Source organism: uncultured Alsobacter sp., assembly GCF_945952055.1.
GTDB lineage: Bacteria > Pseudomonadota > Alphaproteobacteria > Rhizobiales > Beijerinckiaceae > Alsobacter.
On the sequence record NZ_CAMFHB010000045.1, the window covers coordinates 1 to 25,446 of the forward strand.

Below are 25,446 nucleotides of genomic sequence, written 5' to 3' on the forward strand. Positions count from 1 at the left end.
CATTCGCCGAGCCCGGCCGACGGCACGCGCGTGGCGGCGGAGGGCTTCGCCGCCGCGGCCGCGGCGCTCGACATCCGGCCGCGACCGGATGCCACACCCGAAAGCGTCGCGGGATCGGCGCGCGCCAACTGACGGCGACGCGACCGGTGAGCTGAGCGGCAGGTCAACGCTGCGGCAGCAGCCGGCACGGTCCCTTCGTTCGAGGGTCCGCAATCCGGAATATGCAATTCTGTAACTTAGCATTTGTAAACCGCCGACTGGTACAACCAGCGCGGGTCTCGAGCGTGCGCATCCAGCCGGATCGTTCCTGAGATCCTGTCCGCCGGGTTCCGCCATGTCGCACGGTCAGCCGCCCTCCGCCCTCGCCATTTCCCGCGATCGCATGACCCTCGGCGTGACCGTCAGGATCCTGCAGGACCTGGGCTATGACGCGGAAGGGGTGACGAGCGGAACGGACGCCATTCGTCGCCTCAGGGAGGGCCCCTGCGACGTCGTGGTGGCCACCTTCGGCGCGCCACCCATGAACGGCTACGGATTGTGGGCCTTGCTGTCGGGCATGCCGCGCCTCGCGGACATCCCGTTCGTGCTGGCCTTGATGCCCATCGAGCGCATGCGGCTGACGAACGAACGGCGGGAGATGCCCGCCACCATCGAAATCCCCTTCACGGCCCAGGGACTCGCCGCCGCGATCGAGCGGGCGCGGCAGGGTGAAACCGTCGAAGTCTTCGAAATCTGAGAGTCGCCGGCCCCGGGCATGCCGGGGCCGGCCGAATTCAACGTCAGAGCTTGCGGTTCACGGCGTCGGCGGCGCGATTGGCCACGTCCTTCGCAGCGTCCTTGGTCTTGCCGACGGCCTGCTGCACTTCGCCCTTGGCTTCCTGCGCGGCGCCTTCGGCGCGCAGGCGATCATTGCCGACCGCCTTGCCCACGCCCTGCTTGATGTTGCCGGCGGCTTCGTTCGCCATGCCCTTGATCTTGTCGCTCGTGCTACCCATGGCGTGCTCCTTTTCGTCGTAGGGCCCCAGTGGCCCCGCCGCGCAAACAACCTTCAGCACGAGCTTCGGTTCCGCCCCCCGGGTGGCGTTGCCACTCACGGATTGGTAAGGATGCGCCCTTCTGTGCGTCCTGGAAGCTGCCCATCGTGACCGTTCCCGCCGACCTCCCCCGACTCTCGGACCAGACGCTCGGCGCGATCCGCGCCGGCGTGACACGTCCCACCTACGACCGAGCGCGCATGAAGCTCGGCATCGTCCACCTGGGCCTCGGAGCCTTCGTGCGGGCCCACGTCGCCACCTACGTGGAAGACGTGCTCGCGCAGGAGTTCGCGCACTGGGGCATTGCGGGCGTCAGCCTGAAACGGCCCGACCAGCGCGACAAGCTCGCGCCACAGAACGCGCTCTACACCGCGCTCCAGCGCGACGGCGACGGTGCGACGGCCCGTATCGTCGGCTGCGTCAAGAAGAGCCTCGTGGCGCCCGAGGATCCCGAATACCTGCTGGCGATGATGACCGACCGCGCGGCCCGCATCGTCAGCCTCACGATCACCGAGAAGGGCTATTGCCACGACCCGGCGACCGGCCGGCTCGACGAGCACCATCCCGACATCGTGCACGATCTCGCCAACCACGGCACGCCGCGGACGGCGGTGGGCCTCATCGTCGAGGCGCTGGAGCGTCGGCGCGTCGCGGGCTTCCCGCCCTTTACCGTGCTGTGCTGCGACAATCTTCCGCACAACGGCCGCCTCGTCCGCGATCTCGTGGTGGACTTCGCCGCGCTGCGCGAGACCGGCCTCGCGACCTGGATCGAAGCCCACGGTGCCTTCCCGTCGACCATGGTGGACCGGATCGTGCCGGCCACCACCGACGCCGACATCGCGGCCGTCGCGACGGCGACCGGCCTGTACGACGCGGCGCCGGTGGTGCACGAGCCTTTCCGGCAGTGGGTCGTCGAGGACACCTTCATCGATGGCGAGCGCCCCGCCTTCGAGCGCGTCGGCGTCGAGCTCGTGGGCGACGTGGCCCCGTTCGAGGAGATGAAGCTCCGGATGCTGAACGGCGCTCATTCCTCGCTCGCCTATCTCGGCTACCTGGCCGGATACGAGACGATCGCCGACACCGTTGGAGACGCCGTGTTCGCGCGCTTCGTGGCGCGGCTGTGGGCCGACGAGATCGTCCCCGTGGTGAAGGCGCCGGCCGGCGTCGACCTCAACGCCTATGCGGGCCAACTGCTCGCGCGCTTCGCCAACAAGGCGATCCGTCACCGGACGTGGCAGATCGCCATGGACGGCTCCCAGAAGCTGCCGCAGCGTCTCCTCTTCACGATCCGCGAGCGGCTCGCGGCGGGCCTTCCGATCCCCTGCCTCGCCCTCGCGGTCGCCGCCTGGATCCGGTACGTCTCCGGCGTCGACGAGAAGGGCGCGGCGATCGACGTGCGCGATCCGATGGCGGCGCAGCTGCGCGACAGGATCGAGGGCGCGGGGCCGGACGCTGCCGCGCGCGCCCGCGCCGTTCTCCAGGTCGAGGCCATCTTCGGCACGGATCTTCCGCGCGAGCCGGCGTTCATCGGCGCGGTCGAGGCCGCGGCCCGCCTGCTGGCCGACAAGGGAGCACGCGGAGCGGCCGCCACCCTGGCGGCCGGCTGAACGGCCTTTCGAAAAGGTTCCCCGGTCTTCGCGTGACGTCATGCCGCAAGCTGCCGCGGCTTGAGAACAAAGAGGGAACTCTGTACGGTCGCGACCCGTCATCGGCGACCTGCATTGGGCTCATGGACATCAAGACGAAGCTGGAGATCCTCGCCGACGCGGCGAAATACGACGCGTCCTGTGCCTCGAGCGGCGGCCAGAAGCGCGACTCGCGGGACGGCAAGGGGCTGGGCTCATCCGGGGGCTCGGGCATCTGCCACAGCTACACCCCCGACGGACGCTGCGTGTCCCTGCTCAAGATCCTGCTGACCAACGCCTGCGTCTACGATTGCCTGTACTGCATCAACCGGTCGTCCAGCCACGTCCGGCGGGCACGGTTCACGGTCGAGGAGGTGGTGAAGCTCACCCTCGACTTCTACAAGCGCAACTACATCGAGGGGCTGTTCCTGTCCTCCGGGATCATCCGCAGTCCCGACTACACGATGGAGGAACTGGTGAGGGTGGCACGCACCCTGCGCGAGGAGCACCTGTTCCGCGGCTACATCCACCTGAAGGTCATCCCCAACGCCGATCCCCTGCTGGTCGAGGAAGCCGGGCGGTGGGCCGACAGGCTCAGCGTCAATGTCGAGCTGCCGAAGCCCGAGAGCCTCCAGGCGCTGGCTCCCCGCAAGGAGATCAAGGACATCCGCAAGGCCATGGGCCGCCTGCGCACGACGATCGAGGAAGCACCACGCTCCAAGGGGCGGTCCTTCGCGCCGGCCGGCCAGTCGACACAGATGATCGTCGGCGCGGACGGGTCGGACGATTCGCAGATCCTCTCCACCAGCGCGTCGCTCTACGGGTCCTACCGCCTGCGTCGCGTCTACTACTCGGCGTTCAGCCCCATTCCGGACGCCAGCCAGGCGCTGCCCCTGAAGCCGGCTCCCCTGGTGCGCGAGAACAGGCTGTACCAGGCCGACTGGCTGATGCGCTTCTACGGTTTCGACGTCGAGGAGATCGTCGACAGGGCGCAGGGCGGCATGCTCGACCTCGACATCGATCCGAAGCTCGCCTGGGCGCTCCGCCACCGCGAGCGCTTTCCGCTGGACGTGAACAAGGCCACGCGCGAGGACCTGCTGCGGGTGCCCGGCCTCGGCGTGCGGACCGTCGACCGGATCCTCGTGTCGCGGCGGGTGCGCAGCCTGCGCACGGACGACCTGGCGCGCCTGAGGGTGCCGCTGCGCAAGGCGCTGCCCTTCGTGGTTCTCCCCGACCACCGCCCGACGAAGCTTCTCGACGCGCCCGACCTCGCCGCCAGGCTTCGGCCAGCCCCGCGCCAGCTGGACCTCTTCGCCGCCCCATGACCCGCGTTCGCCTCGCCGCCGAGACGGACTTTTCGGGCTTCCGGGCCGCGGCACGCGACCTTCTCCGGCAGGGCGTGGAGCCCAGGGACGTGGAGTTCGCGGTGGCAGGGCACGAGCCCGGCCTGTTCGAGGACGCGCCGGCCGGGGGCGGCCCGACGGCCTCGTCGCGGCCCGTCCCCGCGGTCTCCCGCGCCTTCCTGTCGACGATCGCTTCGGCGTCGCTCCATCGCGAGCCCGCCCGGTTCGCCCTGATCTACCGGATCCTCTGGCGGCTGGTCGACGAGCCGGGCCTCGCGCAGGTGGCCTCCGACCCCGACGTGGCGCGCCTCGGCGCCCTGGCGAAGGCGGTGCGGCGCGACATCCACAAGATGCACGCCTTCGTGCGCTTCCGGGCCGTCGAAGGTCCGGACGGCGAAGCCTTCATCGCCTGGTACGAGCCCGATCACCACGTGGTCGAGGCGGCGGCCCCGTTCTTCGCCCGGCGCTTCGCCAGCCTCCTGTGGACGATCCTGACCCCGGAGCGCTGCGTGCGCTGGACGGGCGACGCGCTGGAGTACAGCGACGGGGTCGACCGGGCGGTCGCGCCGACCGGGGACGACCTCGAGGACCTCTGGCGTCGCTACTATGCGAGCGTCTTCAACCCCGCGCGGGTCAATCCCACGGCGATGCGGGCCGAGATGCCGCGTCGGTTCTGGCGGAACCTGCCCGAGGCGCAACTCATTCAGGACCTCGTGGCGGAGGCGCCGAGCCGGGCCGCCGCCATGGTGGCGGCCGCGCCGACGCTGCCGGTGGCACGGCGGGGAGCGAAGCTGGTGGACGAGGACGCAGAACGGTCGGAAGCGGCGGCGCCCGGGCTGCCGGCGCTTGCCGACCGGATCCAGGGTTGCCGCGAGTGCCCGCTGTGGGAGCCCGCGACCCAGGGGGTGCCCGGCGAGGGCCCCGCGCACGCGGCCCTGATGATCGTGGGCGAGCAGCCCGGCGACGAGGAGGACCTGGCCGGCAGGCCCTTCGTTGGACCGGCCGGACGCCTGCTCGACAGGGCGCTGGCGCAGGCCGGCGTGCCCAGGGACGCCGTCTACGTCACGAATGCCGTGAAGCACTTCAAGTTCGAGCCGCGCGGCAAGCGGCGCATCCACAAGAAGCCCGAGGCGCGGGAGATCCGGGCCTGCCTGCCGTGGCTGGAGCAGGAGTTCACGCTCGTTCGACCCGACGTCGTCGTGATGCTGGGCGCATCGGCCGCGCAAGCCGTGCTCGGGCACACGGTCGCCGTCACCCGCGTCCGCGGCGAGGTGCTGGACCTCGCCGAGGGGCGGCGGGGCCTCGTCACGACGCACCCGTCCTACGTGCTGCGCCTGCCGGACCGTGAGGCCGCGGAGGCGGCTTTCGAGGCCCTGGTGCGCGACCTCGCGCAGGCCTGGGCCCTGGCTCGCCCGGCCTGAGCCGGGCAGACGCCGCCCTCGTCAGAATTCGTCCCAGCCGCCGGCCACCTTCTTCGACGCCGTCTTGCGGCCACCCGTGTCGAAGGCGTCTTCGGCGAGCTTGCGAAGCCGGCTCGGCTCGTTGATCGCCACCCGCGCGGCCGGCCGGGCAGCCGGCGCCGGCGTCGGCTTGACGCTGCTGGCGCGCAAGGCATGCTCGCGCACCCGGAAGCTCGACACCAGATCGCTCAGCTGCTCGATCTGCGTGGCCAGCGCATCGGCCGACGCCGCGCTTTCCTCGGCCAGCGCCGCGTTCTGCTGGGTCATGTCGTCCATGTGGGCGACGGCCTGGCTCATCTCGTCGATGCCGTTGGCCTGCTCTGCAGCGGCGGTCGAGATTTCCGACACGGTGCCGGCGACCCGGCGCGACGCGTCGACGATCTGGCCGAGGACGTCACCGGCCGAGCGCACGAGCTTTACGCCCTGGGCGACCTCCGAGGTGGAGGTGCTGATGAGGGCCGAGATGTCCTTGGCCGCCTCGGACGAGCGCTGGGCCAACGTGCGCACTTCGGATGCGACGACGGCGAAGCCCTTGCCCGCCTCGCCCGCCCGCGCCGCCTCGACCGCGGCGTTGAGCGCGAGAAGGTTCGTCTGGAAGGCGATGTCGTCGATGACCGAGGTGATGTCGGTGATCTTGGAGGAGGCCTGCTCGATGCGGGCCATGGCCTCCACCGCGTTGGTGACGATGGAGCCGCCGTGCGTGGCGACCGTGATCGCCTCCTCGGCGAGATCGACCGCCTGGCGCGAGGAGGCCGCCGATGCCTTGACCGAGGCGGCGAGCTCCTCCGTCGTGGCGGCGGTCTGCTCGAGCGAGGACGCCTGCTCCTCCGTCCTCTTGGACAGATCGCCGGCGCCGGCGGTGATTTCGCGCGCCGAGGACGCCACGGTGATGGCCGTCTCCTGGATCCCGCCCATGGTTTCGGCGAGCCGCTCGACGGTCGCGTTGAAGGTGACGCGGAGCGCGTCGTACTCGCCGGGGAACGAGGTCGTGATCCGGTAGGTCAGGTTGCCGGTCGACAGTTCGTTCAGGGCCTCGCCGAGGCTTCCCACGACGCGGGCCTGCGCCGAGTGGGCCTCGCCCTGGAGACGCATGGCTTCCGCCTGCTCCTCCTCGCGGACCTTGCGCTCGCTGTCGCCACGCTGGCGCTCGCGCTCGGCCTCGCGCTCCAGGGCATCCTGGCGAACCGCTGCGGCACGCAGGCGTCCGAAGGCATCGGACATGTCGTCGATCTCCGGCGTCCCCGAGGGCGGGGGCGGCTGGATGACCAGGTCCCCGGCGGCCAGGCCGCCCATGGCCCGTCGCAGGATCAGCAGCGGCGCGAGGCTGCGGCGAACGATCCAGGCGAGCAGCAGCGGCCCGAGGATGGTGGCCAGCACAGCGGCGATGGCGATGTCGCGGAGAAGTTCGCTCTGGGTGGCGAGGAATTCCGACTTCTTCACGCCGACGAAGAGGATGCCCAGAACGCTGCCGTCGGTGCCCTTGATGGGGTCGTAAATGGTGAAGTAGCGCTCGCCGAGAATGTCGGCCTCGCCCTCATAGCGCTTGCCGCTCTTGATGACGGCGTCGTAGGCCGGCCCCTGGGCGAGCCGCGTGCCCACCGCGCGCGTGCCGTCGGGCTTGGCCACGTTGGTCGTGACGCGCAGGTCGCCCATGAACACCGTGGCCACGCCGCCGGCGATGGTGCGGACCCGGTCGACGCTCGAGAAGTCGCCGTTCACGGCCCCCTGGCCGAAGAAGAGCGTGTCCCCTTCGCGACGGGGCGCACCCTTCTGCGACAGCAGGTCTCGCAGGAGGTTGAGATTGGTGTTGAGGGCGGCCTGCGCCCGTGCGCGCAGCGCTGCGTCCGCATCGTCGTAGGCTTTCCAGGCGACCCCTGCCGCCACGATCGACACGATCAGGGCGCCCGCAACGGCGATGCGCGCGCTCAAGGATCGCAGGGCCTTGGGAAAACGGAACATGAGGATCACCCCGGAAACGATGTAACGGAGTGATTTACGCAAAAATGCTTACAACTGGACTAATGCGCACAGTCCAGAAAGCGAGGGGCAGCCCACCGGACGGTCGCCTGCCCTTCGCTATTCACCGCTCTTCTTGGGGTGGGGAGCGTTCAGACCCTTTTGGAGGCGATCGCGGCACCTTCCACGAGGGAGGAGAGCTTGGTCCAGGCGATCTCCGGATCGACCGCGCCGAAGCCGGCGAAGGTCGAGAAGCCGCAATCGGTTCCGGCGATCACGCGGTCCGGTCCCACCGCATCGATGAACGACCGCAGCCGCTGGGCGACGAGCTCGGGATGCTCGACGAAGTTCGTCGTCGAGTCGAGGCATCCCGGGATCAGCACGAGGTCGTCGGGCGTCCGCTGCTGCGTCCAGACCGTCCACTCGTGCGCGTGGCGCGGATTGGAGGCCTCGAAGAGGAGGCCCCCGATCCTGGCCTTCAGCAGCACGGGCAGGATCCGGCCGAGCGCGATGTCGCGCGTATGCGGCCCCTCGTAGTTGCCCCAACACACGTGCATCCGGACGCGGTCCTTGGGGACGTTGCGCAGGGCGTGGTTGAGCACCTCGACATGGATCTCGGCGCGGCGGACGAAGCCCTCCTCGTCGAGAGTCTTGTACATCATGTGCCGCCCGAGCCCGAGATCCGGCGCATCGATCTGCAGCACCAGACCGGCGGCGACGATGGCCTCGTACTCGGCGCGCATGCCTTCGGCGAGGTCGCGGAGATAGTCGTCGAGCGAGGCGTGGTGGTCGGAAGGCTGGAACAGGGCGATGACGCCCGGGCTCGCCGCGTTCATGAAGCCGTCGCGGTACCCCGCGGCGCCCATGGCGGAGGTCATGGCGTCGAGATCCTTGCGCAGCGGCTCCATCGACTTCACCGCGATGGGCCCCACGCACCGTGGGCGGCGGTACTGCGGTGTCCCGCCCGCCTTCGCCAGGCGCATCTTGAAATCGGGATAGTCGTCGAGATCCTGCGGAGGGTCGCGCGGGCTGTCGCCGTCGAACCCGGTCAGCCGGTCCTTGATGTACGTGGCGTAGGAGATCTTGGAGGTCTCCCCGTCCGACGGGATGTCGATGCCGACCTGACGCTGCCTTGCGACGATGGCACGGGTGGCCTGCGTCATCACCTCGTCATAGGCCGAGGCGTCGAAAGGCAGGCCCTTCTCGCGTCCGAACAGGAGGTCGGCCACGAGGGCCGAACGGGGCAGCGAACCGACATGGGTCGTGCGGATGGTGGTCAAGGCGGGCCTCCCTGGTCCTAGCGGGCGCGGAGCATCGCCGGGCCCGGATTGTCGTGGCTTGATGGGCTTGGCGGCCGTCAGCCGGTCTTCAGCAGGATCTGCTTCCAGATCGCCGTCTCGTCGAACAGGATCCATTCCCGCCGCAGCCCCCAGGGGCCGAACTCGGCATGGCTGATGGCCATGACGTGCACGTCGGCGCCGGTCGGCGCGCCGAACATGCCCCATCCCTCGTGGCGTCCGGTGAGTGACCAGCGGATCGCGGCACGCGGAGCAAACCCGGTCTCCTCGAGACCGATGACGTGGTGCAGCTCGAAGCGCGCATTGGGCAGGGCCGCCCGCAGGCTCATCCAGAAGCGGTCGGTGTCGCTCCAGCCGTGGCCGGTGACGCCGCCCGGCATCTCGACCTGGGCGGCGCGGTCGTAGTCGCGCGCGACCGTCGCGATGTCCGCCCCCATGATGCGGGACAGGATGTCGGCGTAGCGCTGCCCCACCGGGTGGCCGTTGCCCGTTCCGTGGTAGCCGCCGTCGACGTCCATGTCGGGCGTGAACGGCCTGGTGGCGCGCTCGGGCCCACCCTCGCGCGCGATCAGGTCGGCGGCATAGGCCTTCGGGTCCCAGCCGAGCTGGCGCACGATGGCCCCCTGGTCGCGTACCAGCCACTCGTCGAAGATCTGGTTGTTGCGGGCGGCGCAGTCGGCAATGACGCGATAGCGCAGTGTCTTGCCCGTGGCCGCACCGTACACGCCGTCGCGCGCATGCGTCGCCGTGGACAGAATCCTGTGGGAGGAGAGGAAGCCGCCGACGGGATCGCCGCACCAGATCACGTCCTCGCCCAGAAGCTGGCGATCGGGGAACTCGGCCAGCGTCGCCATGGTCGCGCCGATGACGTTCTGGTTGCCCAGCACGATGGAGCCCGGCGAGCGCACCGGCATCGTCGGCGCATAGTAGTGGTGCAGCGTGGCGATGCCGCGGTCTTCCCAGATCTCCCTGGTGATGCCGAGGATGTAGTCCGGAAAATCCTTCCAGCGGGGATCGAAGCCTTCGAGTGCCATTTGCGGCTGTCCTGCGTTCACTTGTCGTGGTTGGGGCGGGGCGGCACCTTGCGGCCCGCATCGTACTCCTCCCACCCGTGCCCGTTGAATGGGTCGACGCCGAGCTGGCGCATGACGTGGGGGAAGTCGACCATCACCCAGTTGTCGACGATCTTGCCGTCGACCACCTTCCAGAAATCCATGTAGCGGATCTCGACCCGCTTGCCGGTCGGCGCGATGCCCATGAACTCGCCCGAGTGGATGGCGTGCTGGGCGCCGAAGCAGGCGCCCCACTCCCCCTGGAAGATGCGCGCCTCGTCGATCGCCACCTTGTCGGAGAAGGCGGCCTGGAAGGGCCGCTGCCAGTTGTCCTGGAACTCGCGCAGGCCGTTCTTGGTCCCGCAGCCGGCATTGCCCATCCAGCGGAACGCCTCATGGAAGAAGTCCGCGATGCCGTTGATCTTGTGGTCGTTCAGCCCGTCGACCATGCCCTCGATCACGCGCTGGGTCTCGGCCGTTTTCGAGAGGTCGTTGTCGCGCGTCAGCGCGGCCTGTTCCGGGCGGGCTCCGGCCATGGTCTTCATCCTTTCACGGCGCCGGCGGTGAGGCCGGACACGATTTGCTTCTGGAACACCATCACGAGGAGGAAGAGCGGCGCGGTGATCGACACCGCGGCGGCGATCGCCTCGATCTGGTCGGTGGACGTGGTCTCCCGGTTGAAGAACTGGCTGATGGCGGGGACCATGGTCTGCGACTGCGCGTCGAGCAGGAGCGCGCAGACGAGATAGTCGTTGTAGGCGAGCAGGAACGAGAACAGCCCCGTGGTGATCACGCCGGGCCACATCACCGGCATGATGACCCGCCGGAATGCGCCGAAATGGGAGCAGCCGTCGACGCGCGCGGCTTCGTCCAGTTCGGACGGCACCGTCTGGAAGAACGACCGCAGCATCCAGATGGTGAAGGGCTGGTTGATCGCGACCAGCGCCGCGATGACGGCAATCGGCTTGCCGTAGAGCGTGGGCGGATGCTCCGCGAACAGCGACAGGACCGAACCGAGCACGGGCGCGTCCCACAACGGCTGGAGCAGTTCGCGGCTGCGCACGAAGAACGGCAGGTAGCCGGCCACCAGCGTCGAGTTGGGCAGTGCCCGGAAGATCAAGGCGGCGATGAGGAGGAAAAACGCGAGCCGGGAGCCGTTGCGGGCGAAGGCATAGCCCGCCAGCGTGCCGAAGGTCAGAGAGATCGTGACGACGCCGGCGGTGACCGTGAGCGAATTCACGAAATTGCGCCAGAACCCGTGCCCGGCCCACACGGCGACATAGTGGCGGGCGGTGAAGCCGATGACCGGTTCGGCCAGCATGCCGACCCCGGGAATCGGGCGCACGAGCCACGCCGCGAGCCGAAGCGCCGGCGGCAGGAGCCCCGCCAGGACGACCAGCGCCGCGATCCCGAGCAGTGCGCCGGACAACAGCCAACCGAGCGCCGGGCTCTCGGCAAGGGACAACCGCGCGGCCAGCGGGGAGGCCTGGCGCGCAATCACGCGGACGACCGCGAAGAACACGGCCACCGACAGGAGCGCGTCGAGGATCGAGAGCCCCTCGCCTGCCGCCAGTGTCCGCGGCCCCAGCAGGACGGTCAGCGGGTTGGAGGCGAGCGCATCGACCGGCAGTCGGAACGACATCACGGTGATCCACAGGAGCGGAAACAGGGCGATGACGATCCACAGCGCCAGGAATCCCAGTGTCAGGGCACGGAGGCTGAACGGCACGCGGCGGGCCAGAGAGCTCTGCGAGATCATTCACCGCCCCTTCTGGTCACGCCAGGTGCGACGGATGAGCGGCACGAGAAGGATGACGATGCCGATCATGGTCAGCACGGCGGATGCCGACGCGCGGCCGATGGCGCGGTTGCCCGTGTTGTCGGGCATCAGCAGCTCGAAGGTGAGCCATTGCAGCGAGATGACGTAGGCCTGGCTGGCGAAGCCCACCACCTCGTCGAACATCCGGTAAGCGTCCATGAGGTGTATCAGCGCCACGAAGAGGATCAGCGGCGCGAGATGGGGCAGAACGACGTAGCGCAGGCGCTCGAAGCGCGACGCGCCGTCGACGACCGACGCATCGACGGTGTCGTTGTCCAGCGTCTGCAGCCCCGCGTAGAAGATCACGAAGGCGAAGGGCGCGACGTGCCAGACGCGGTAGAGCATCATCAAGAGCGCGATCGACCAGGAGTTTGACAAGGGCGAGACGTCCTGCCCCACCAGGTGTCTCAGAGCCGCCGTCATGAGGCCGTCGCCGGTGAAGAGCCAGCGGATGGACAGCGCGCCGATCACGGGCGTGATGATGAACGGCAGGAGCGAGATGAAGATGATCGGGCCGCGGATCGCCTGCACGGTCGCGTTCAGGGCGATGGCGATGGCGAGGCCGACCCCGATGACGAGCGGCAGGGTGATGAACGTGAAGATCAGCGTGAAGGCGAGCGCCCGGTAGAAGTCCACGGCGGAGATGGCCTGCCAGAGCGACCGGCCTTCCGCGATCATGCCGGCGATCTGCTCGGTCTTGAGCAGGGTTCGGAAGTTCTCCAGACCGACGAAGACGCGTTCGGTGACCGGATTGCCGCTGGCGTCCATCACCGGCATCTGCCGCCTTTCCTTCTCGCAGGTCGGCGCGGGGAAGCCGGGCGTGCAACGCTCGACGAGTTCCTCCTTGAAGATGCGGCGGGTGTTCTCCGTGCTTTGCAGAAGCACGCTGACGAGCGGCAGCGCGATGAACAGCAGCATCATCGCCAGGGACGGCGCGACGAAGGCGGCGAAGGTGCGCGTCTTCATGAAGGATGTCCCTGGGCGAAGGGGCTGCGGGTCGCGTGGCCACGACCCGCAGCGTTGCCGAGCGGCTTACTTGATCAGGCCGGCTTCCTTGGCGGAGGTGACGTACTTCGCCTCGATCGCCTTCAGGGTTGCCATGGCGTCTGACTTGCCGGTGAAGAAGTCGGCGAGCGTGTTGCCGATGGCGGTGGTGAGCAGGCCCAGGCGCGGCGCCGCCGGGTAGGCGGGAGCGCCACCCTTCATCGAGGCCAGAGCGCCTTCGGCCGAGCGGCCCGGGACGTAACCGTCGATCAGCCACACCGCGTCGGCGTTGTTCGCGGTGACCATCTCCTTGTCCATGCCTTCCATCAGCACGCGGAAGGCGGCATCGGCCTCGGCGTCGCTGATGTTCTTGGCGATGACGGCGCCATCCCACCACACCGTCGTCGCCGGCTTGCCGCCCGGCACGGCCGCGGGTGCCGCGGCCATGGCGATCTTGCCGACCACGGTCGACTCCTTCGCGTCGTCGAGAGCGCCGGCGCGCGAGGCCCAGAAATTGGCCATCGCGATCTTGCCCTGCTGGAACTGCTTCTGCACGACCGTGGAGTCGGCGGTGAGGTATTCCGGGTCCATGTAGGCCGTGAGCTTCTTCATCATCTCGAGCGTCTTCACGCCGGCATCGCCGGTGCTGAGCGCGGGCATGTTGCCCTCGCCGAAGAACTGCCCGCCGTAGCCCATGTACAGGTTCACGAAATCCTGGCCGAGATTGAAGCCGGTGCGCATCGTCGCGCCGATCGGCGTCGCCATCACGCCGGCCGCCTTGATCTTCGCGGCGGCGGCGAGCACGTCGTCGTAGGTCTTGGGCTCGGCGATGCCGAGCTGGTCGAAGACGTCCTTGCGGTACATCAGGTGCTGCGCATTCACCATCATGGCGATGGCCATGACCTTGCCGTCCACCTTGACCAGCTGGTTGGGCGTGAGCTTCTGCCCGTACTTCGCGACCAGGTCGTCCAGCGGACGGATCGTGCCCGCCGTGTTGAGCGGCACGAACGTCTCGGCCGCGACACCACCGATCTGATAGAGCGACGGCTTGGCGGCGAAGGCTTCCGGCTGCTTCTTGCCGAAGTCCTGGTCGAGCTCGGCCTGCACGTTGCCGCACTCGGCCATCGCGGACGTGACCGACTTCCATGCCTGGAAGCCTGCCGTCAGCGACTTGACCGGGACGTCGTTCTTGAAGGCGCAGGCCGCCTGCGCCGATGCGCCGAAGACGAGCGAGAGAGCCGCCGCAGCGGCCAGAGTGCGTATCGTCATGACTTTCCCCTCCTGTTGTCCGACCGGCGAAACGCCTGCCGGGTCTTTTCAGCTAGGCGGCGGCCGGGCCGCCGATACGCCGGCCGGTTGCCCGGTCGAACAGATGGCAGTGGTCGGGCGCCAGCCTGAAGCCGACGGCCTCGCCGATCTCCGCCCTGAACGTCTTGGATGCCTTGGCGGCCACGAGGGCGTCGCCCGAACGCACTGTCACGAGCGTGGAGTCCCCGAGAAGCTCGACGCTGTAGATGGGCGCGGACACCTGCCCCGCCGCCGGCTCGCAGAGCACCGTGTCCTCGGCCCGGAAGCCCAGTGTCACGGGTCCGTCGGACGCGCCGGTGAGGCCCGGCACGGTGATGCTCGGCGCCGTGAAGACGCCGCCGCGGCACTCGCCGTCGACGAGGTTCATCGCCGGCGAGCCGATGAAGCCCGCGACGAAGGTGTTGGCGGGCCGGTCGTAGATCTCGGCGGGCGTGCCCACCTGCTGGAACTCGCCCTTGTTCATCACGACCACGCGGTCGGCCAAGGTCATGGCCTCGATCTGGTCGTGGGTGACGTAGATGGTCGTCACCTTGAGCTCGTGCTGCAGGTTCTTGATCTGGGCGCGGGTGGAGACCCGCAGCTTGGCGTCGAGGTTGGAGAGCGGCTCGTCCATCAGGAACACCGCCGGCTCGCGCACGATTGCGCGGGCGAGCGCCACGCGCTGGCGCTGGCCTCCGGACAGCTCCTTGGGACGGCGCCCGAGCAGGTCGCCGAGCTCGACCATGGCGGCGGCCTTGCGCACGCGGGCGTCGTGCGTGGCGGGGTCGACGCGGCGCACCTTCAGCGGGAACCGGATGTTCTCGTAGACCGTGAGGTTCGGGTAGAGCCCGTAGTTCTGGAACACCATCGCGACGTCGCGATCCTTCGGCTCCAGGTCGTTCACGACCCGGCCGCCGATGCGGATCTCGCCTTCGCTGGGATCCTCGAGGCCGGCGATCATGCGCATCGTCGTGGTCTTGCCGCAGCCCGACGGGCCGAGGAAGACGATGAACTCGCGGTCGGCGATCGACAGGTCGACCTGGCGGACCCCGATGAACGAGCCCCACCGCTTCGTCACGCCCTTGAGAGCGACTTCGACCATTGCGCGCGGACCCTCCCGCTCGGGGGCTCGGGACACGTGGCCCTTGCCACGCGCCCGCCGGACGATCGTGCGGGCAAAAAGCTGGCAGATATTGATTACGTATGCAAGATGGCTGAACCTTCAATCGTGGCCACGCTGACGAGAATCCCATGACCGGGACAAACCACCACATCCAGAACAAGCGCGTCGTGCGCGACGCGCTCTATGCCCTGGCGGATTCCTCGCCGGCGAGCGTCGAGAAGCGACTGGCGGCGGCCTACCACCCCGACGCCGAATGGCGCGGCTCGCACCCGCTCAACGAGATGCGCGGGCTCGGGGCCATCGCGGACGTCGTCTGGCGGCCCCTGGTGCAGGCGTTCCCGGATCTCGAGCGGCGCGACACCATCGTCATCGGCGGCCACTACAACGGCCATGACTTCGTCGGCACCGTGGGCCACTACCTCGGCACCTTCCGCGAGGACTGGCTGACCATTCCCGCCACCGGACGGCCCATCTACATCCGCTACGGCGAGTTCCACCGCGTGTCGAACGGCAAGATCGACCAGAGCACCGTGCTGATCGACGTGATGGACGTCATCCGGCAGGCCGGCTTCTGGCCCGTGGCGCCGAGCCTGGGCACGGAGGAGCAGTGGCCCGGTCCCCTCACCGCGGACGGCGTGGTGCTGACCGAGCAAGACCCGGAGCTCTCGGCCGCGAGCCTCGCCCAGACGCTCGCCATGCACCGCAGCCTGGGCGACTACGACGACACCGCCGGCCACGGGCGCCAGGGGCTGCTCGACATGCCGCAGAAGGTGCACTGGCACCCGAAGATGATGTGGTATGGCCCGTCCGGCATCGGCACCACGCGCGGCCTCCAGGGCTTCGTGGACTACCATCAGCTGCCGTTCCGGATCGCCTTCCCCAACCGCAGGGGCGGCAACCACTACGTCCGCATCGGCGACGGCCCCTATTCGGCGACCTCCGGCTGGCCCAGCGTCTTCGCCTCGCACAAGGGCGGCGACTTCCTGGGCACGGCCCCGACGGGCCGCGACGTGACCATGCGCGTGATGGACTTCTACCTCCACCACGAGGGCCTGATCCGCGAGAACTGGGTGCCGCTCGACATCATCCATCTGCTCAAGCAGATGGACGTGGACGTGTTCGGCCGCATGCAGAGCTTCTTCAAGCGCGGGCGGATCCAGGCGGCTTAGCCATGCTGCGTCCTTCGACACGGCCGCTTTGAGGGTTGCCCAGAGCTTGTGAATCTTTGGATTGTCCAGCTTGCACCACTCTCTCCGCGTCATGGCCGGGCGTGGCCCGGCCACCCACGACTTGAGAGTGGCGCCGGCAAAGTCGTGGGTCCCCGGGCCAAGCCCGGGGATGACGGCTGAGAGGTGGGCCTGAACTGGACTACCACCCGCGCGGAATAAAGACTCACAGGCTCTGAGCAGCCGTCGAAGACGGCGTGTCGAAGGGCGCACAATCCCGCAGCACCGTTCTAACCGCGCCTGCCCATCCCCTTGGGCAACCGCGCCGAGTTGCGCACCACGAGCCGGCAGGGCAGCACGGCGGCCCGGCGCAGGACGACGCGCCTGGTGATCTGCTCGAGCAGGATCTCGACGGTGGCGTCCACCATCTCCTGGGAGGGCTGCGTCACGGTGGTCAGCGCGTAGCCGCCCCAGCCCGCTTCGGGCACGTCGTCGTAGCCCACCACCGAGACGTCCTCGGGGATGCGCAGCTTCAGCTCGCCGCGCAGCACGTCCATGACCGCGAAGGCCATGTGGTCGTTGGCGACGAAGACCGCGTCCGGCTTCTCCTTCGCCCGGAACAGCTGGCGGGCGGCCGCGGCCGCGCCCTCGCGGCGATAGCTGCCGACCCCGCGGGCGAAGAGCGCCTGCCCCTTCTCGGCAAGTCCCTTGCAGAAGCCGGCCTCACGGTCGCGGCTGGTGGAGGAATCCTCCAAACCGGCGATGAAGGCGATGCGCTTGTGGCCGGCCTCGGCGAGCAGATGGGCGAGCTGGCGCGCACCCTCGATGTTGTCGGAGGTGACGCTGCTGGACGGCGAGGAGGGAACGTACCGATTGAACAGGACGACCGGCACGCCCGTCTCCGCGCACTCGCGGGCGAGGCCGGAGGACAGGGTGGCCGAGGCCATCACGATGCCCTCGACCTGGTACTCGAGCATCTGCTGCACGACGCGGTCCTGGTCGCCCGGCGCCGTCATGAACAGGAGCACCTGGTAGCCGTGCGCCTGCAGCGCCCGGGACAGTTGCTCGAGCGCCACCGGGTAGAAGTTGTTGTCGAGATAGGCGACGAGCAGCGCGATCAGACCCGAGCGTCCGCTGATCATCGCGCGGGCGATCGCGTTCGGCCGGTAGCCCAGTTCCTTCGCCGCCGCCAGCACGCGCTCGCGCATCTTGGGCGAGACGCTGGCGCCCGGCGAAAAGGTACGGCTCACCGCCGACTGGGAGACCTTGGCCAGGCGCGCGACGTCTGCGGATGTGACGGACACCTTCTGCATCGGCGGGTCAGGGGCTCCCCAGCGCCTCGTCGAGCGCCTCGACCAGGCGATCGACCTCTTCCAGCGTGTTGTAGTGGACCATGGACACGCGCACGACGCCGTTGCCCGGCGAAAGCCCGAGACGCTCGACGAGACGGCGCGAGTGGAAGTCGCCATGGCGGATGCCGATCCGGCGACGATCCACGGTGGTCACGATCTGCGCCGAGTCCCGGCCGGCGACCTTGAACGAGATCGTCGGCACCCGCTTGTCGCGGGAGGCCTCGCGCTCGCCCACGATGGTCACGTCGTTGCGGGCCCGCAGCCAGCCGAGCAGCCGCTCGGCGAGGAGCTCCTCATGGTGCGCGATCCCTTCGAACGCCGCGACGATAGCCTTGCGCCCCTCGCCGCCGCCCAGACCCTCCAGATAGTCGACGATGCCGGCGCTGCCCCAGGCGAGTTCGTAGTTGGCGTTGCCGGGCTCGAGTTTCCCCGGGACCTTCTCCTTGCCGTAGAACCAGTGGTAGAGGCCGTCGAGCTCGAGGAGCGCGTCGTGGCGGCCCCACTGCACGGCGAAGTGCGGGCCGTAGGTCTTGTAGAACGAGAAGACGTAGTAGTCCGCGCCCGACGCCACCACGTCCACCGCCCGGTGGGGCGCATAGGCGACGGCGTCGACGCACAGGCGCGCGCCGGCGGCATGGACGCGCTCGGCGATCGCCGGGATCGGGTTGATCGTGCCCAGGATGTTGGAGGCGTGCGTCACGCAGACGAGCTTCGTCTTCGGGCCGAGCAGCGCGTCGAGATCGGCAAGGTCGATGGTGAAGTCGGGCCGGACCGACCACCACTTCACGACGACGCCGCGCTCCTGCAGCTGCAGCCAGGGCCCGATGTTGGACTCGTGGTCGAAATCGGTGAGCACGATCTCGTCGCCCGGCGCGAACTGCGAGGCCATGGCCGCGCAGAGGTTGCGCATGAGCTGCGTCGTGCTGGGCCCCAGCACGACCTCCTCCGCCCGGGACGCGCCGATCATCAGCGCGATGCGGGCCCGCGCCTGGGCGAACCGTTCGGCCGCGACGCGCGACGGCTCGTAGGTGGCCCCGAGCTGCACGCTCGTGGTGAGAAGATAGTCCGACACGCGGTGCGCCACGCCGCGCAGGACCTGCGATCCCCCGGCATTGTCGAAATAGGCCCAGTCGGAGGCGGCGAGCGCGGGGAACGCGGAACGGACGGCGGCGAGATCGAGAAGCGGCATCAGCGGGGATTCCGAGGGTGGCGGGACCGGCGCGCCTAGAATGGCCAAGCCCGCGTGACTGTCCAGTGGATGCGGCATCCTGCAGCCCTGAGCCGCCCCGATTGCCGTAGCGAGCCGGCAAGGCGGCGGCTAAGTTCGCGGGCAAGCCCACGTCCGGAGACGCCGCCATGAGCCGCCACCACGATCTTCCGACCACGCCGCAGACCGTCGTCTGGGGCACGTTCGACGCGGCGATCCCCGCGGCGATCGAGATCGAGTCGGGTGACACGGTGTCGATCCGGGCCCTGCCCGCCTGCCGGCCCGCCCGGCTGCCGACCGACCCCGCCTACGAGATCCCGGCCATCCTGAAAGAGGCCATGGCCACGGTGAAGCCCGGGCCCGCGTCGCATTTCATCTCCGGTCCGATCGCGGTGAAGGGGGCGATGCCCGGCGACGTGCTGCAGGTCGACATCCTGTCCGTCACGCCCTGGATGGACTGGGGCTACATGGCCATCGTGCCGCTCCTGGGCACGCTGCCGGAGGACTTCCCGGAGCCCAAGCTCATCCACCCGCGCATCGACCGGGAGGCCGGCATGATCACCATGGTGCCTGGCGTGGAGGTGCCCCTGGACCCGTTCTTCGGCGTCATGGGAGTCGCGCCGCCGGCCCTGTGGGGAGCGCAGTCGACGATGGCGCCCCACGCGTTCGGCGGCAACATGGACAACAAGGAGCTGCGCGCCGGCACCACCCTCTACCTGCCCGTCTGGGCGCCGGGTGGCCTGTTCTCCGCCGGCGACGGCCACGGGGCCCAGGGTGACGGCGAGGTCTGCCTGACGGGCCTGGAGACCGGCCTCGACGGCACGTTCCGGCTGACGGTGCACAAGGGCCTGGGCTGGAGCTGGCCCTTCGCCGAATCGGCGACGCACCTCATCGCGATGGGCATGAACGAGGACCTCGACGATGCGGCCAAGCAGGCGCTGCGCGAGATGATCCTTCACGTCACCCGCCTCACCACGCTGACCCGCGAGGAGGCGTACATGCTGTGCTCCCTGGCCGGCGACCTGCACGTGACCCAGACGGTGGACGGCAACAAGGGCTGCCACATGATGCTGGAGAAGACGCTCCTCGCAGGCGTGCGCCGGGGTTGACGATGGACCGTGCAGAGGCCGCCGCGGCCGCCATTCTCTCGGCCTCGAGTGAGGGGCGGCAGATCCCGCCGTTCACCGCGGCGGACACCGGCTTCGACCTGACGGTCGCCACCGCGGCCGGCCACCGGATCAGGCGGTGGCGCGAAAGCGAAGGCTGGCTGCCGGTGGGGCGCAAGGTGGGGTTCACCAACCGCACGATCTGGGACGAGTACGACGTACACGCGCCCATCTGGGGATGCGTGTACGACCGGACCGTGCGCGAAGCCCGCTCCATCGATGCCCAACCCATCGGACATCTGGTCGAGCCGCGCATCGAGCCCGAGATCATGCTGACGCTGGGCAGCACGCCGAGGCCGGGCATGGACGAGCGCGCGCTGCTGGGCTGCGTCGCGGGGGTGTCGCACGGCTTCGAGATCGTGCAGTCGGTCTACCCCGGCTGGCGCTTCCAGGCCGCCGACACGGTCGCCGCCTTCGCGCTGCACGGCGCGCTCGTCCTGGGCGAGCCGGCGAGCATTCTTCCCGCCGACGCGGACGCGTGGTTCGCCGCCCTGGCGGATTTCCGCATCGTCCTGTCCTGCGACGGCGAGGCGATGGACGAGGGTCACTCCGCCAACGTGCTCGGCACGGGCCCCCTGGGGGCTCTGCGGCACCTCGTGGCGGTGCTGGCCGCCGATCCCGAGGCACCGCCCCTGCAGGCCGGCGAAATCATCTCGACCGGGACGTTGACCCGGGCCCTGCCGGTGTCCCCCGGCCAAACCTGGAGCACGCGGCTCGACGGCGTCGCGCTGCCCGGGATCACCGTGCGTCTCGTGGACTGATGGCCAGCAGGAAGCGTCCCCTCGTCGAGGCCTTCGCCGACCCGCGCTCGGAGCGCCGACGCGAGGACCCGCGCCTTCTCACCGGCCACGGTCGCTATGTCGGCGACCTGCAACCCGAGGGCCTGCTGCATGCCGCCGTGCTGCGCTCGCCCCATGCGGCCGCCAGGATCCGCGGCATCGACGTGGAGGCCGCCAGGAGCCTGCCCGGCGTGGCGGCGATCTTCACCGCCCGCGAGGTCGCGGCCGCCGGCCTGGCCCCCATGCCCTGCTCCCTGGCGCTCGATCCGGCATCCGGGCTCGTCGTCCCGCCGCGCCCGGTGCTGCCGGCGGATCGCGTCCGCCACGTGGGGGAACCGGTCGCCTTCGTCGTCGCGCAATCGGCCTCCGCCGCCCTCGAGGCGCTCGAGGCCATCGTCGTCGACTATGATCCGACCGACGCCGTCGTCGACGCCGACGCGGCGCTCGCGCCGGGAGCGCCGGCGCTCTGGGACGAGGCGCCGGGCAACCTCGCCTATCACTACCGCCGCGGCGATGCCGAGGCGACACGGGCCGCCCTCGCCGCCTCGGCGCACGTGGTCGAGCTCGACCTCGTCCACGCCAGGATCGCCGCGGCCGCCCTGGAGCCGCGCTGCGCGCTGGCGACGTGGGACGCCGCGGCCGGACGGGGACTGCTGGAGGTCAGCGCCGCCTCCGTCCACATGATCCGCGCCGAGCTCGCCGCGGTCATGCGGGTCGATCCGTCGCGCATCGACGTCGCCTGCCCCGACGTCGGCGGCGGCTTCGGCATGAAGAACGTGACCTACCCCGAATACGCCCTGCTGCTGCTCGCCGCTCGTGAGCTGGGCCGGCCGGTGCGCTGGATCGCCGAACGCTCGGAGGACTTCCAGGCGGGCACGCACGCCCGCGCCATCCGGACGACCGCCCGGCTCGGCCTGGACGCGGACGGACGCTTCACCGCGCTGGACTTCACCACGGTCGCCCATCTCGGCTCCCACGTCAGCTCGCTGGGTCCCGGCAGCGCGACGACGGCGATCACGCCCGCGGTGGGAGGCCTCTATGCCATTCCTGCGGTCAGCCTCGACGTGCGTGGCGCCTTCACCAACACGGCTCCCATCGATGCCTATCGCGGCGCCGGCAAGCCGGAGGCCTGCTACATCGTCGAGCGCCTGGTGGACGCGGCGGCGCGACGGCTGGGCATCGACCCCGTGGACCTGCGCCGCCGGAACCTGATCCGGACGTTCCCCCACAGGAGCGCCATCGGGGCGCTGTTCGACGGTGGGGAGCCGCTGGCGGCGATCGATGCTGCGCTTCGGCTCGCCGACCGCGCCGGATACCGCCGTCGCGCGCGCCAGACCGGGCGCGCCGGCAGGCTGCGCGGCTTCGGCCTCGCGATGTTCCTGGAGACGTCGCGCGGCCAGCCGGGAGAGGAAGCCTGGATCGCCGCCGAACCCGACGGACGCTTCGCGCTGGCCGTCGGCACCCAGTCCAACGGACAGGGCCACGAGACGAGCTTCGTTCGCCTCGCTGCGGACCGGCTCGGCATTCCGGCAGAGGCGATCCGCCTCGTGCAGGCCGACACGCGGACGGTGCCGCGCGGCGGCGGTCACGGCGGAGCGCGTTCGCTGCACATGGGCGGGGCGGCGATCCTGCTGGCCGCGGACGACCTCGTCGGCAAGGCCCTGCCCCGCGCGGCCGGCCTCCTTCAGTCAGACCCCGCCCTGCTGCGCTTCGCCGACGGCGTGTTCAGCGTGAGCGGCGATGCGGCCCGGCAGGTCGCCCTCGCCGATCTGGCAGAGGCCCTGGCGGCCTCGGGCCTGACGCCCCTCGCCCAGGGGCACGGCGACAACCGGTGCGACGCGTACACGTTTCCCAACGGCTGCCACGTGGCCGAGGTTGAGGTCGATCCCGAGACAGGGGTGGTGAGCGTCGAGCGCTACGTCGCCGTGGACGACTTCGGTGTCCTGCTGAATCCCCTCCTCACGGAAGGGCAGGTGCATGGCGGGCTGGCGCAGGGCATCGGCCAGGCCCTGCTCGAGGAGGTCGCCTACGACGCCTCCTCGGGTCAGCTGCAGGCGGCGACGTTCATGGACTATGCGGTGCCACGGGCGGACGACCTGCCCGCCTTCGAGATCAGGTTCCGCGAGGTCCCGACCGCGTCCAACCCGATGGGCGCGAAGGGCGTTGGACAGGCCGGCGCCATCGCGGCGCCGCCGGTGATCGTGCTCGCGGTCCTGGACGCCCTCGCCCCGCTGGGCGTGACCCATCTCGACATGCCGCTCACGCCCGAGAAGGTGTGGCAGGCGATCCGAGGAGCGGGCGTCCGGTAGCCCGGCGCTTCAGGAACCGAAGGCGAAGACGAGGCCCGCCAGGGCCGTGAGGCCGCCCGCGATGCGGGGCAGCCGGGTGCCCGACAGGGCGGTGCCGAGCCCCAGGCCCGCGCCGTGAAGCGCGGCGGTGACAAGCCCGAAGCCCAAGGCATAGGCAAGCGGTGACGCCATCGCAGGCATTTCGGCCGCATGGGCCTGCCCATGCGCCAGCGCGAAGACCGCGACCAGGAGCGCCGCGAGCGGCGTGGGGACGCGGACCTGGAACGCCACGGCGACACCGAGCCCGACCACGGAGGCGGCGATCCAGTGCTCGACCCCCGGCATCGCGATGCCCTCGAGACCCAGCGCGGCGCCAACGGCCATCAGGCTCACGAAGGCGACGGGAAGGGCATAGCGAGCGATGCCGCCGAGCGACGCGGCCCAGAGCCCCACGCCCACCATCGCCAGGAGATGGTCCGCGCCGGTCAGCGGGTGCAGCGCCCCGTCGGCGAGGCCGTCCGCGTGGAACCCGGTGTGGGCGAAAGCCGCCGTGGGCAGGACCAGTGCGGCGAGGGCGGCGGCAAGGCGGAAGGGCAGCATCGTCTGGTCTCCATCAGGCCCGCGCGCTCCGGCGCGCGGCGTCGTCCACGGCTCGCAACGACCATGCCATGAATGCCGGCTCAGTGCAGCTTGAGCCGCGGCCGGACCACCTGGTTCACATGCCCGACCAGGATGAGCGCGATGCCCTTCAGCCAGCCGTGGATCCCGATGAGGTGCATGCGGTAGAGCGACAGGTAGACCATGCGGGCCAGCCGCCCCTCCACCGCCATGCGGCCTCCGACCAGGTTGCCCATGAGGCTGCCGACCGTGTCGAAGCGCGAGAGCGAGACGAGCGAGCCGCGATCGCGGTAGACGAAGGGCTTCAGGGGCTTGTTGGCGATCAGCGCCAGGATGTTGTGGTAGGCGGTCTCCGCCATCTGGTGTGCCGCCTGGGCGCGCGGCGGCACGGGCCGATCGGAGCCTTCCAGCTTGCAGAAGCAGCAATCGCCGATGGCGAAGATGCGCTCGTCGTTGGTGGTCTGGAGCGTCGGCTTCACGACGAGCTGGTTGCTCCGGGTCGCCTCCAGGCCGTCGAGATCCTTGAGGAGGTCGGGCCCGCGCACGCCGGCCGCCCACACCTTGAGATCGGCCGGGATCTCTTCCCCTGCCTTGGTCACCATGGACGTCGCCGTGGCCTGGGTGATGGCCGTGCCCGTGAGCACCCGCACGCCGAGCTTCTCGAGTTCCTCGTGCGCCGCCTTGGCGAGGTCCTCCGGCAGGGCCGGGAGGATGCGGGGGCCGGCCTCGATCAGCGTCACCTTGAGGCGGCTCTCGTCAAACACCTCCAGGCCGTAGTGGCGCAGGCCGGCTGCCGCGTTGAACAGCTCCGCCGCCAGCTCGACGCCCGTCGCCCCGCCGCCGACGATGGACACGTTCACGGTCGCGTCCGACTTCGGGTCGGCGCTGAGCGACCGCGACACCCGCAGGCAATGGTTCAACAGCTTGCTGCGGAAGCGGTCGGCCTGGCTGCGGTCGTCGAGGAAGATGCAGTGCTCGCGCACGCCCGGCGTGCCGAAGTCGTTGGCGATGGCCCCGATGGCGAGGATGCAATAGTCGAAACGGATTCGGTGGCGCGCGATGATCTCGCTGCCGTCCTCGTCGAGAACGGGGGCGATCACGACATGGCCCGAGGTCCGGTCGATGCCTTCCAGCGTTCCGTAGAAATAGCGGTAGCACCAGCGGTGCCCGTGGCTGCGGTAACCGACCTCGTCGAGATTGGCGTCCAGCGAGCCCGCGGCGACCTCGTGCAGCAGCGGCTTCCAGATGTGGGTGTTGTTGCGCTCGACCAGGATCACGTCATAGCTGTCGCGCCCGAGCTTGGCTCCCAGGCGCCGCACGAGCTCAAGTCCGCCGGCCCCGCCACCGACCACGACGATCTGCGTTTTCATCGGCGTCCCCGTTCCAGCCACAACCGATACGCCCGGTGGCGGGGACTGGTTCAGTCGAATGCCAATAAATCGATGTAAAAAGGCGTTAGGGGTCTCGAAAGCGCATGGGCGTTGAATGCGGCACCCGGCTGGGCGATCCTCGGGCGGCGTTCCCGATTCACAGGAGGACCCGGCTTGAGCCCCGATTCAGCTCCGTTCTCGATCACAGGGTCCGGTGTCGTCGTGACCGTGTCCTGGAAGGACCAGGTGCACGCCATCGAGATCAGCGCCGGCGACTGGGCGCTGATCATGTCCGGCGCCGGGCTCGAGCTCCAGGGCGAAGACTTCCTGGACAACGGCATCGACTACGAGACCGAGTGGGACTTCGCCGGCGGCATCGACGGCCGGCTGGAGGTGCGCTTCACACCGTTCGACGGCGACGAATGGACGGTCGGCTTCACCGGCCGCCTGCGCGACGCGGCGATCGCCGCCCTCCCCTGACAGCGCGTGACCCGAGGCCCGGGCTGCGCCGCAGCTCTC

At 69.7% G+C, this 25,446-nt stretch carries 22 protein-coding genes; 9 read left to right on the forward strand and 13 right to left on the reverse strand.

Going from position 1 to position 25,446, the window contains the following annotated elements:
- The first annotated feature begins 334 nt into the window (after window positions 1-334).
- The gene (locus Q0Q47_RS24650) at window positions 335-736 is read left to right on the forward strand and encodes a hypothetical protein (RefSeq protein WP_293866352.1); all 402 of its coding nucleotides are present in this window, start codon (window positions 335-337) and stop codon (window positions 734-736) included.
- Between the two features lie 43 nt (window positions 737-779).
- Here the strand turns inward: Q0Q47_RS24650 and Q0Q47_RS24655 are convergent, their stop codons facing one another.
- Window positions 780-995, reverse strand: coding sequence for a CsbD family protein (locus tag Q0Q47_RS24655; RefSeq protein ID WP_293866355.1), 216 nt, complete (start codon window positions 993-995; stop codon window positions 780-782).
- A gap of 146 nt (window positions 996-1,141) precedes the next feature.
- Between Q0Q47_RS24655 and Q0Q47_RS24660 the strand changes: the two genes are divergently transcribed.
- From Q0Q47_RS24660 to Q0Q47_RS24670, 3 genes are all read left to right on the forward strand, one after another.
- Window positions 1,142-2,641, forward strand: a complete 1,500-nt coding sequence (locus tag Q0Q47_RS24660) for a mannitol dehydrogenase family protein (protein ID WP_293866358.1) — start codon at window positions 1,142-1,144, stop codon at window positions 2,639-2,641.
- Window positions 2,642-2,763: 122 nt separating this feature from the next.
- Entirely contained in the window at window positions 2,764-3,984 is a 1,221-nt protein-coding gene (locus tag Q0Q47_RS24665) for a putative DNA modification/repair radical SAM protein (RefSeq protein WP_293866361.1), read from the forward strand.
- Window positions 3,981-5,423 (forward strand): UdgX family uracil-DNA binding protein, encoded by a 1,443-nt coding sequence (locus Q0Q47_RS24670; protein WP_293866364.1) that lies wholly within the window; start codon window positions 3,981-3,983, stop codon window positions 5,421-5,423. The genes Q0Q47_RS24665 and Q0Q47_RS24670 overlap by 4 nt, the downstream gene beginning before the upstream one ends.
- Before the next feature lie 21 nt (window positions 5,424-5,444).
- Here the strand turns inward: Q0Q47_RS24670 and Q0Q47_RS24675 are convergent, their stop codons facing one another.
- The 8 genes from Q0Q47_RS24675 to Q0Q47_RS24710 form a co-directional block, all read right to left on the reverse strand.
- A complete protein-coding gene (locus Q0Q47_RS24675; protein ID WP_293866367.1) occupies window positions 5,445-7,421 on the reverse strand; it encodes a methyl-accepting chemotaxis protein in 1,977 nt (658 codons plus the stop codon).
- A 149-nt stretch (window positions 7,422-7,570) separates the two neighbouring features.
- Window positions 7,571-8,698 (reverse strand): cobalamin-independent methionine synthase II family protein, encoded by a 1,128-nt coding sequence (locus Q0Q47_RS24680; RefSeq protein ID WP_293866370.1) that lies wholly within the window; start codon window positions 8,696-8,698, stop codon window positions 7,571-7,573.
- Window positions 8,699-8,775: 77 nt separating this feature from the next.
- Entirely contained in the window at window positions 8,776-9,750 is a 975-nt protein-coding gene (locus Q0Q47_RS24685; RefSeq protein WP_293866373.1) for a nuclear transport factor 2 family protein, read from the reverse strand.
- A gap of 17 nt (window positions 9,751-9,767) precedes the next feature.
- Window positions 9,768-10,304, reverse strand: a complete 537-nt coding sequence (locus tag Q0Q47_RS24690; protein WP_293866376.1) for an ester cyclase — start codon at window positions 10,302-10,304, stop codon at window positions 9,768-9,770.
- Window positions 10,305-10,309: 5 nt separating this feature from the next.
- On the reverse strand, window positions 10,310-11,527 hold the full coding sequence (locus Q0Q47_RS24695) for a carbohydrate ABC transporter permease (RefSeq protein WP_293866379.1): 1,218 nt from the start codon (window positions 11,525-11,527) through the stop codon (window positions 10,310-10,312).
- Entirely contained in the window at window positions 11,528-12,553 is a 1,026-nt protein-coding gene (locus Q0Q47_RS24700; protein WP_293866382.1) for a carbohydrate ABC transporter permease, read from the reverse strand.
- A 66-nt stretch (window positions 12,554-12,619) separates the two neighbouring features.
- Window positions 12,620-13,840, reverse strand: a complete 1,221-nt coding sequence (locus Q0Q47_RS24705) for an ABC transporter substrate-binding protein (protein ID WP_293866385.1) — start codon at window positions 13,838-13,840, stop codon at window positions 12,620-12,622.
- Window positions 13,841-13,892: 52 nt separating this feature from the next.
- Window positions 13,893-14,960 (reverse strand): ABC transporter ATP-binding protein, encoded by a 1,068-nt coding sequence (locus tag Q0Q47_RS24710; RefSeq protein ID WP_293866388.1) that lies wholly within the window; start codon window positions 14,958-14,960, stop codon window positions 13,893-13,895.
- Between the two features lie 149 nt (window positions 14,961-15,109).
- Here Q0Q47_RS24710 and Q0Q47_RS24715 point away from each other — a divergent pair, with 149 nt between their 5' ends.
- The gene (locus Q0Q47_RS24715) at window positions 15,110-16,150 is read left to right on the forward strand and encodes an ester cyclase (protein WP_293866391.1); all 1,041 of its coding nucleotides are present in this window, start codon (window positions 15,110-15,112) and stop codon (window positions 16,148-16,150) included.
- A 287-nt stretch (window positions 16,151-16,437) separates the two neighbouring features.
- Here Q0Q47_RS24715 and Q0Q47_RS24720 read toward each other — a convergent pair whose 3' ends face one another.
- Window positions 16,438-17,451: a LacI family DNA-binding transcriptional regulator gene (locus Q0Q47_RS24720; RefSeq protein ID WP_293866394.1), complete on the reverse strand. Its 1,014-nt coding sequence runs from the start codon at window positions 17,449-17,451 to the stop codon at window positions 16,438-16,440.
- 16 nt (window positions 17,452-17,467) lie between these two features.
- Entirely contained in the window at window positions 17,468-18,688 is a 1,221-nt protein-coding gene (locus Q0Q47_RS24725) for a cysteine desulfurase-like protein (RefSeq protein WP_293866397.1), read from the reverse strand.
- Window positions 18,689-18,855: 167 nt separating this feature from the next.
- On the opposite strand from Q0Q47_RS24725, the gene Q0Q47_RS24730 reads away from it, so the two are divergent.
- From Q0Q47_RS24730 to Q0Q47_RS24740, 3 genes are read left to right on the forward strand one after another with little or no spacing between them, the layout of a single operon-like run.
- Window positions 18,856-19,815 (forward strand): acetamidase/formamidase family protein, encoded by a 960-nt coding sequence (locus tag Q0Q47_RS24730; protein ID WP_293866400.1) that lies wholly within the window; start codon window positions 18,856-18,858, stop codon window positions 19,813-19,815.
- Window positions 19,816-19,817: 2 nt separating this feature from the next.
- The gene (locus Q0Q47_RS24735) at window positions 19,818-20,633 is read left to right on the forward strand and encodes a hydratase (protein WP_293866403.1); all 816 of its coding nucleotides are present in this window, start codon (window positions 19,818-19,820) and stop codon (window positions 20,631-20,633) included.
- A complete protein-coding gene (locus tag Q0Q47_RS24740; RefSeq protein ID WP_293866406.1) occupies window positions 20,633-22,960 on the forward strand; it encodes a xanthine dehydrogenase family protein molybdopterin-binding subunit in 2,328 nt (775 codons plus the stop codon). Before Q0Q47_RS24735 ends, Q0Q47_RS24740 begins: the two co-directional genes overlap by 1 nt.
- A 9-nt stretch (window positions 22,961-22,969) precedes the next feature.
- On the opposite strand, the gene Q0Q47_RS24745 is transcribed toward Q0Q47_RS24740, so the two are convergent.
- Both Q0Q47_RS24745 and Q0Q47_RS24750 read right to left on the reverse strand, forming a co-directional pair.
- Window positions 22,970-23,539, reverse strand: coding sequence for a HupE/UreJ family protein (locus Q0Q47_RS24745; protein WP_293866409.1), 570 nt, complete (start codon window positions 23,537-23,539; stop codon window positions 22,970-22,972).
- Window positions 23,540-23,619: 80 nt separating this feature from the next.
- Window positions 23,620-24,927, reverse strand: coding sequence for an NAD(P)/FAD-dependent oxidoreductase (locus Q0Q47_RS24750; protein WP_293866412.1), 1,308 nt, complete (start codon window positions 24,925-24,927; stop codon window positions 23,620-23,622).
- 174 nt (window positions 24,928-25,101) lie between these two features.
- Here Q0Q47_RS24750 and Q0Q47_RS24755 point away from each other — a divergent pair, with 174 nt between their 5' ends.
- Window positions 25,102-25,407, forward strand: a complete 306-nt coding sequence (locus Q0Q47_RS24755) for a hypothetical protein (RefSeq protein WP_293866415.1) — start codon at window positions 25,102-25,104, stop codon at window positions 25,405-25,407.
- Window positions 25,408-25,446: the final 39 nt, after the last annotated feature.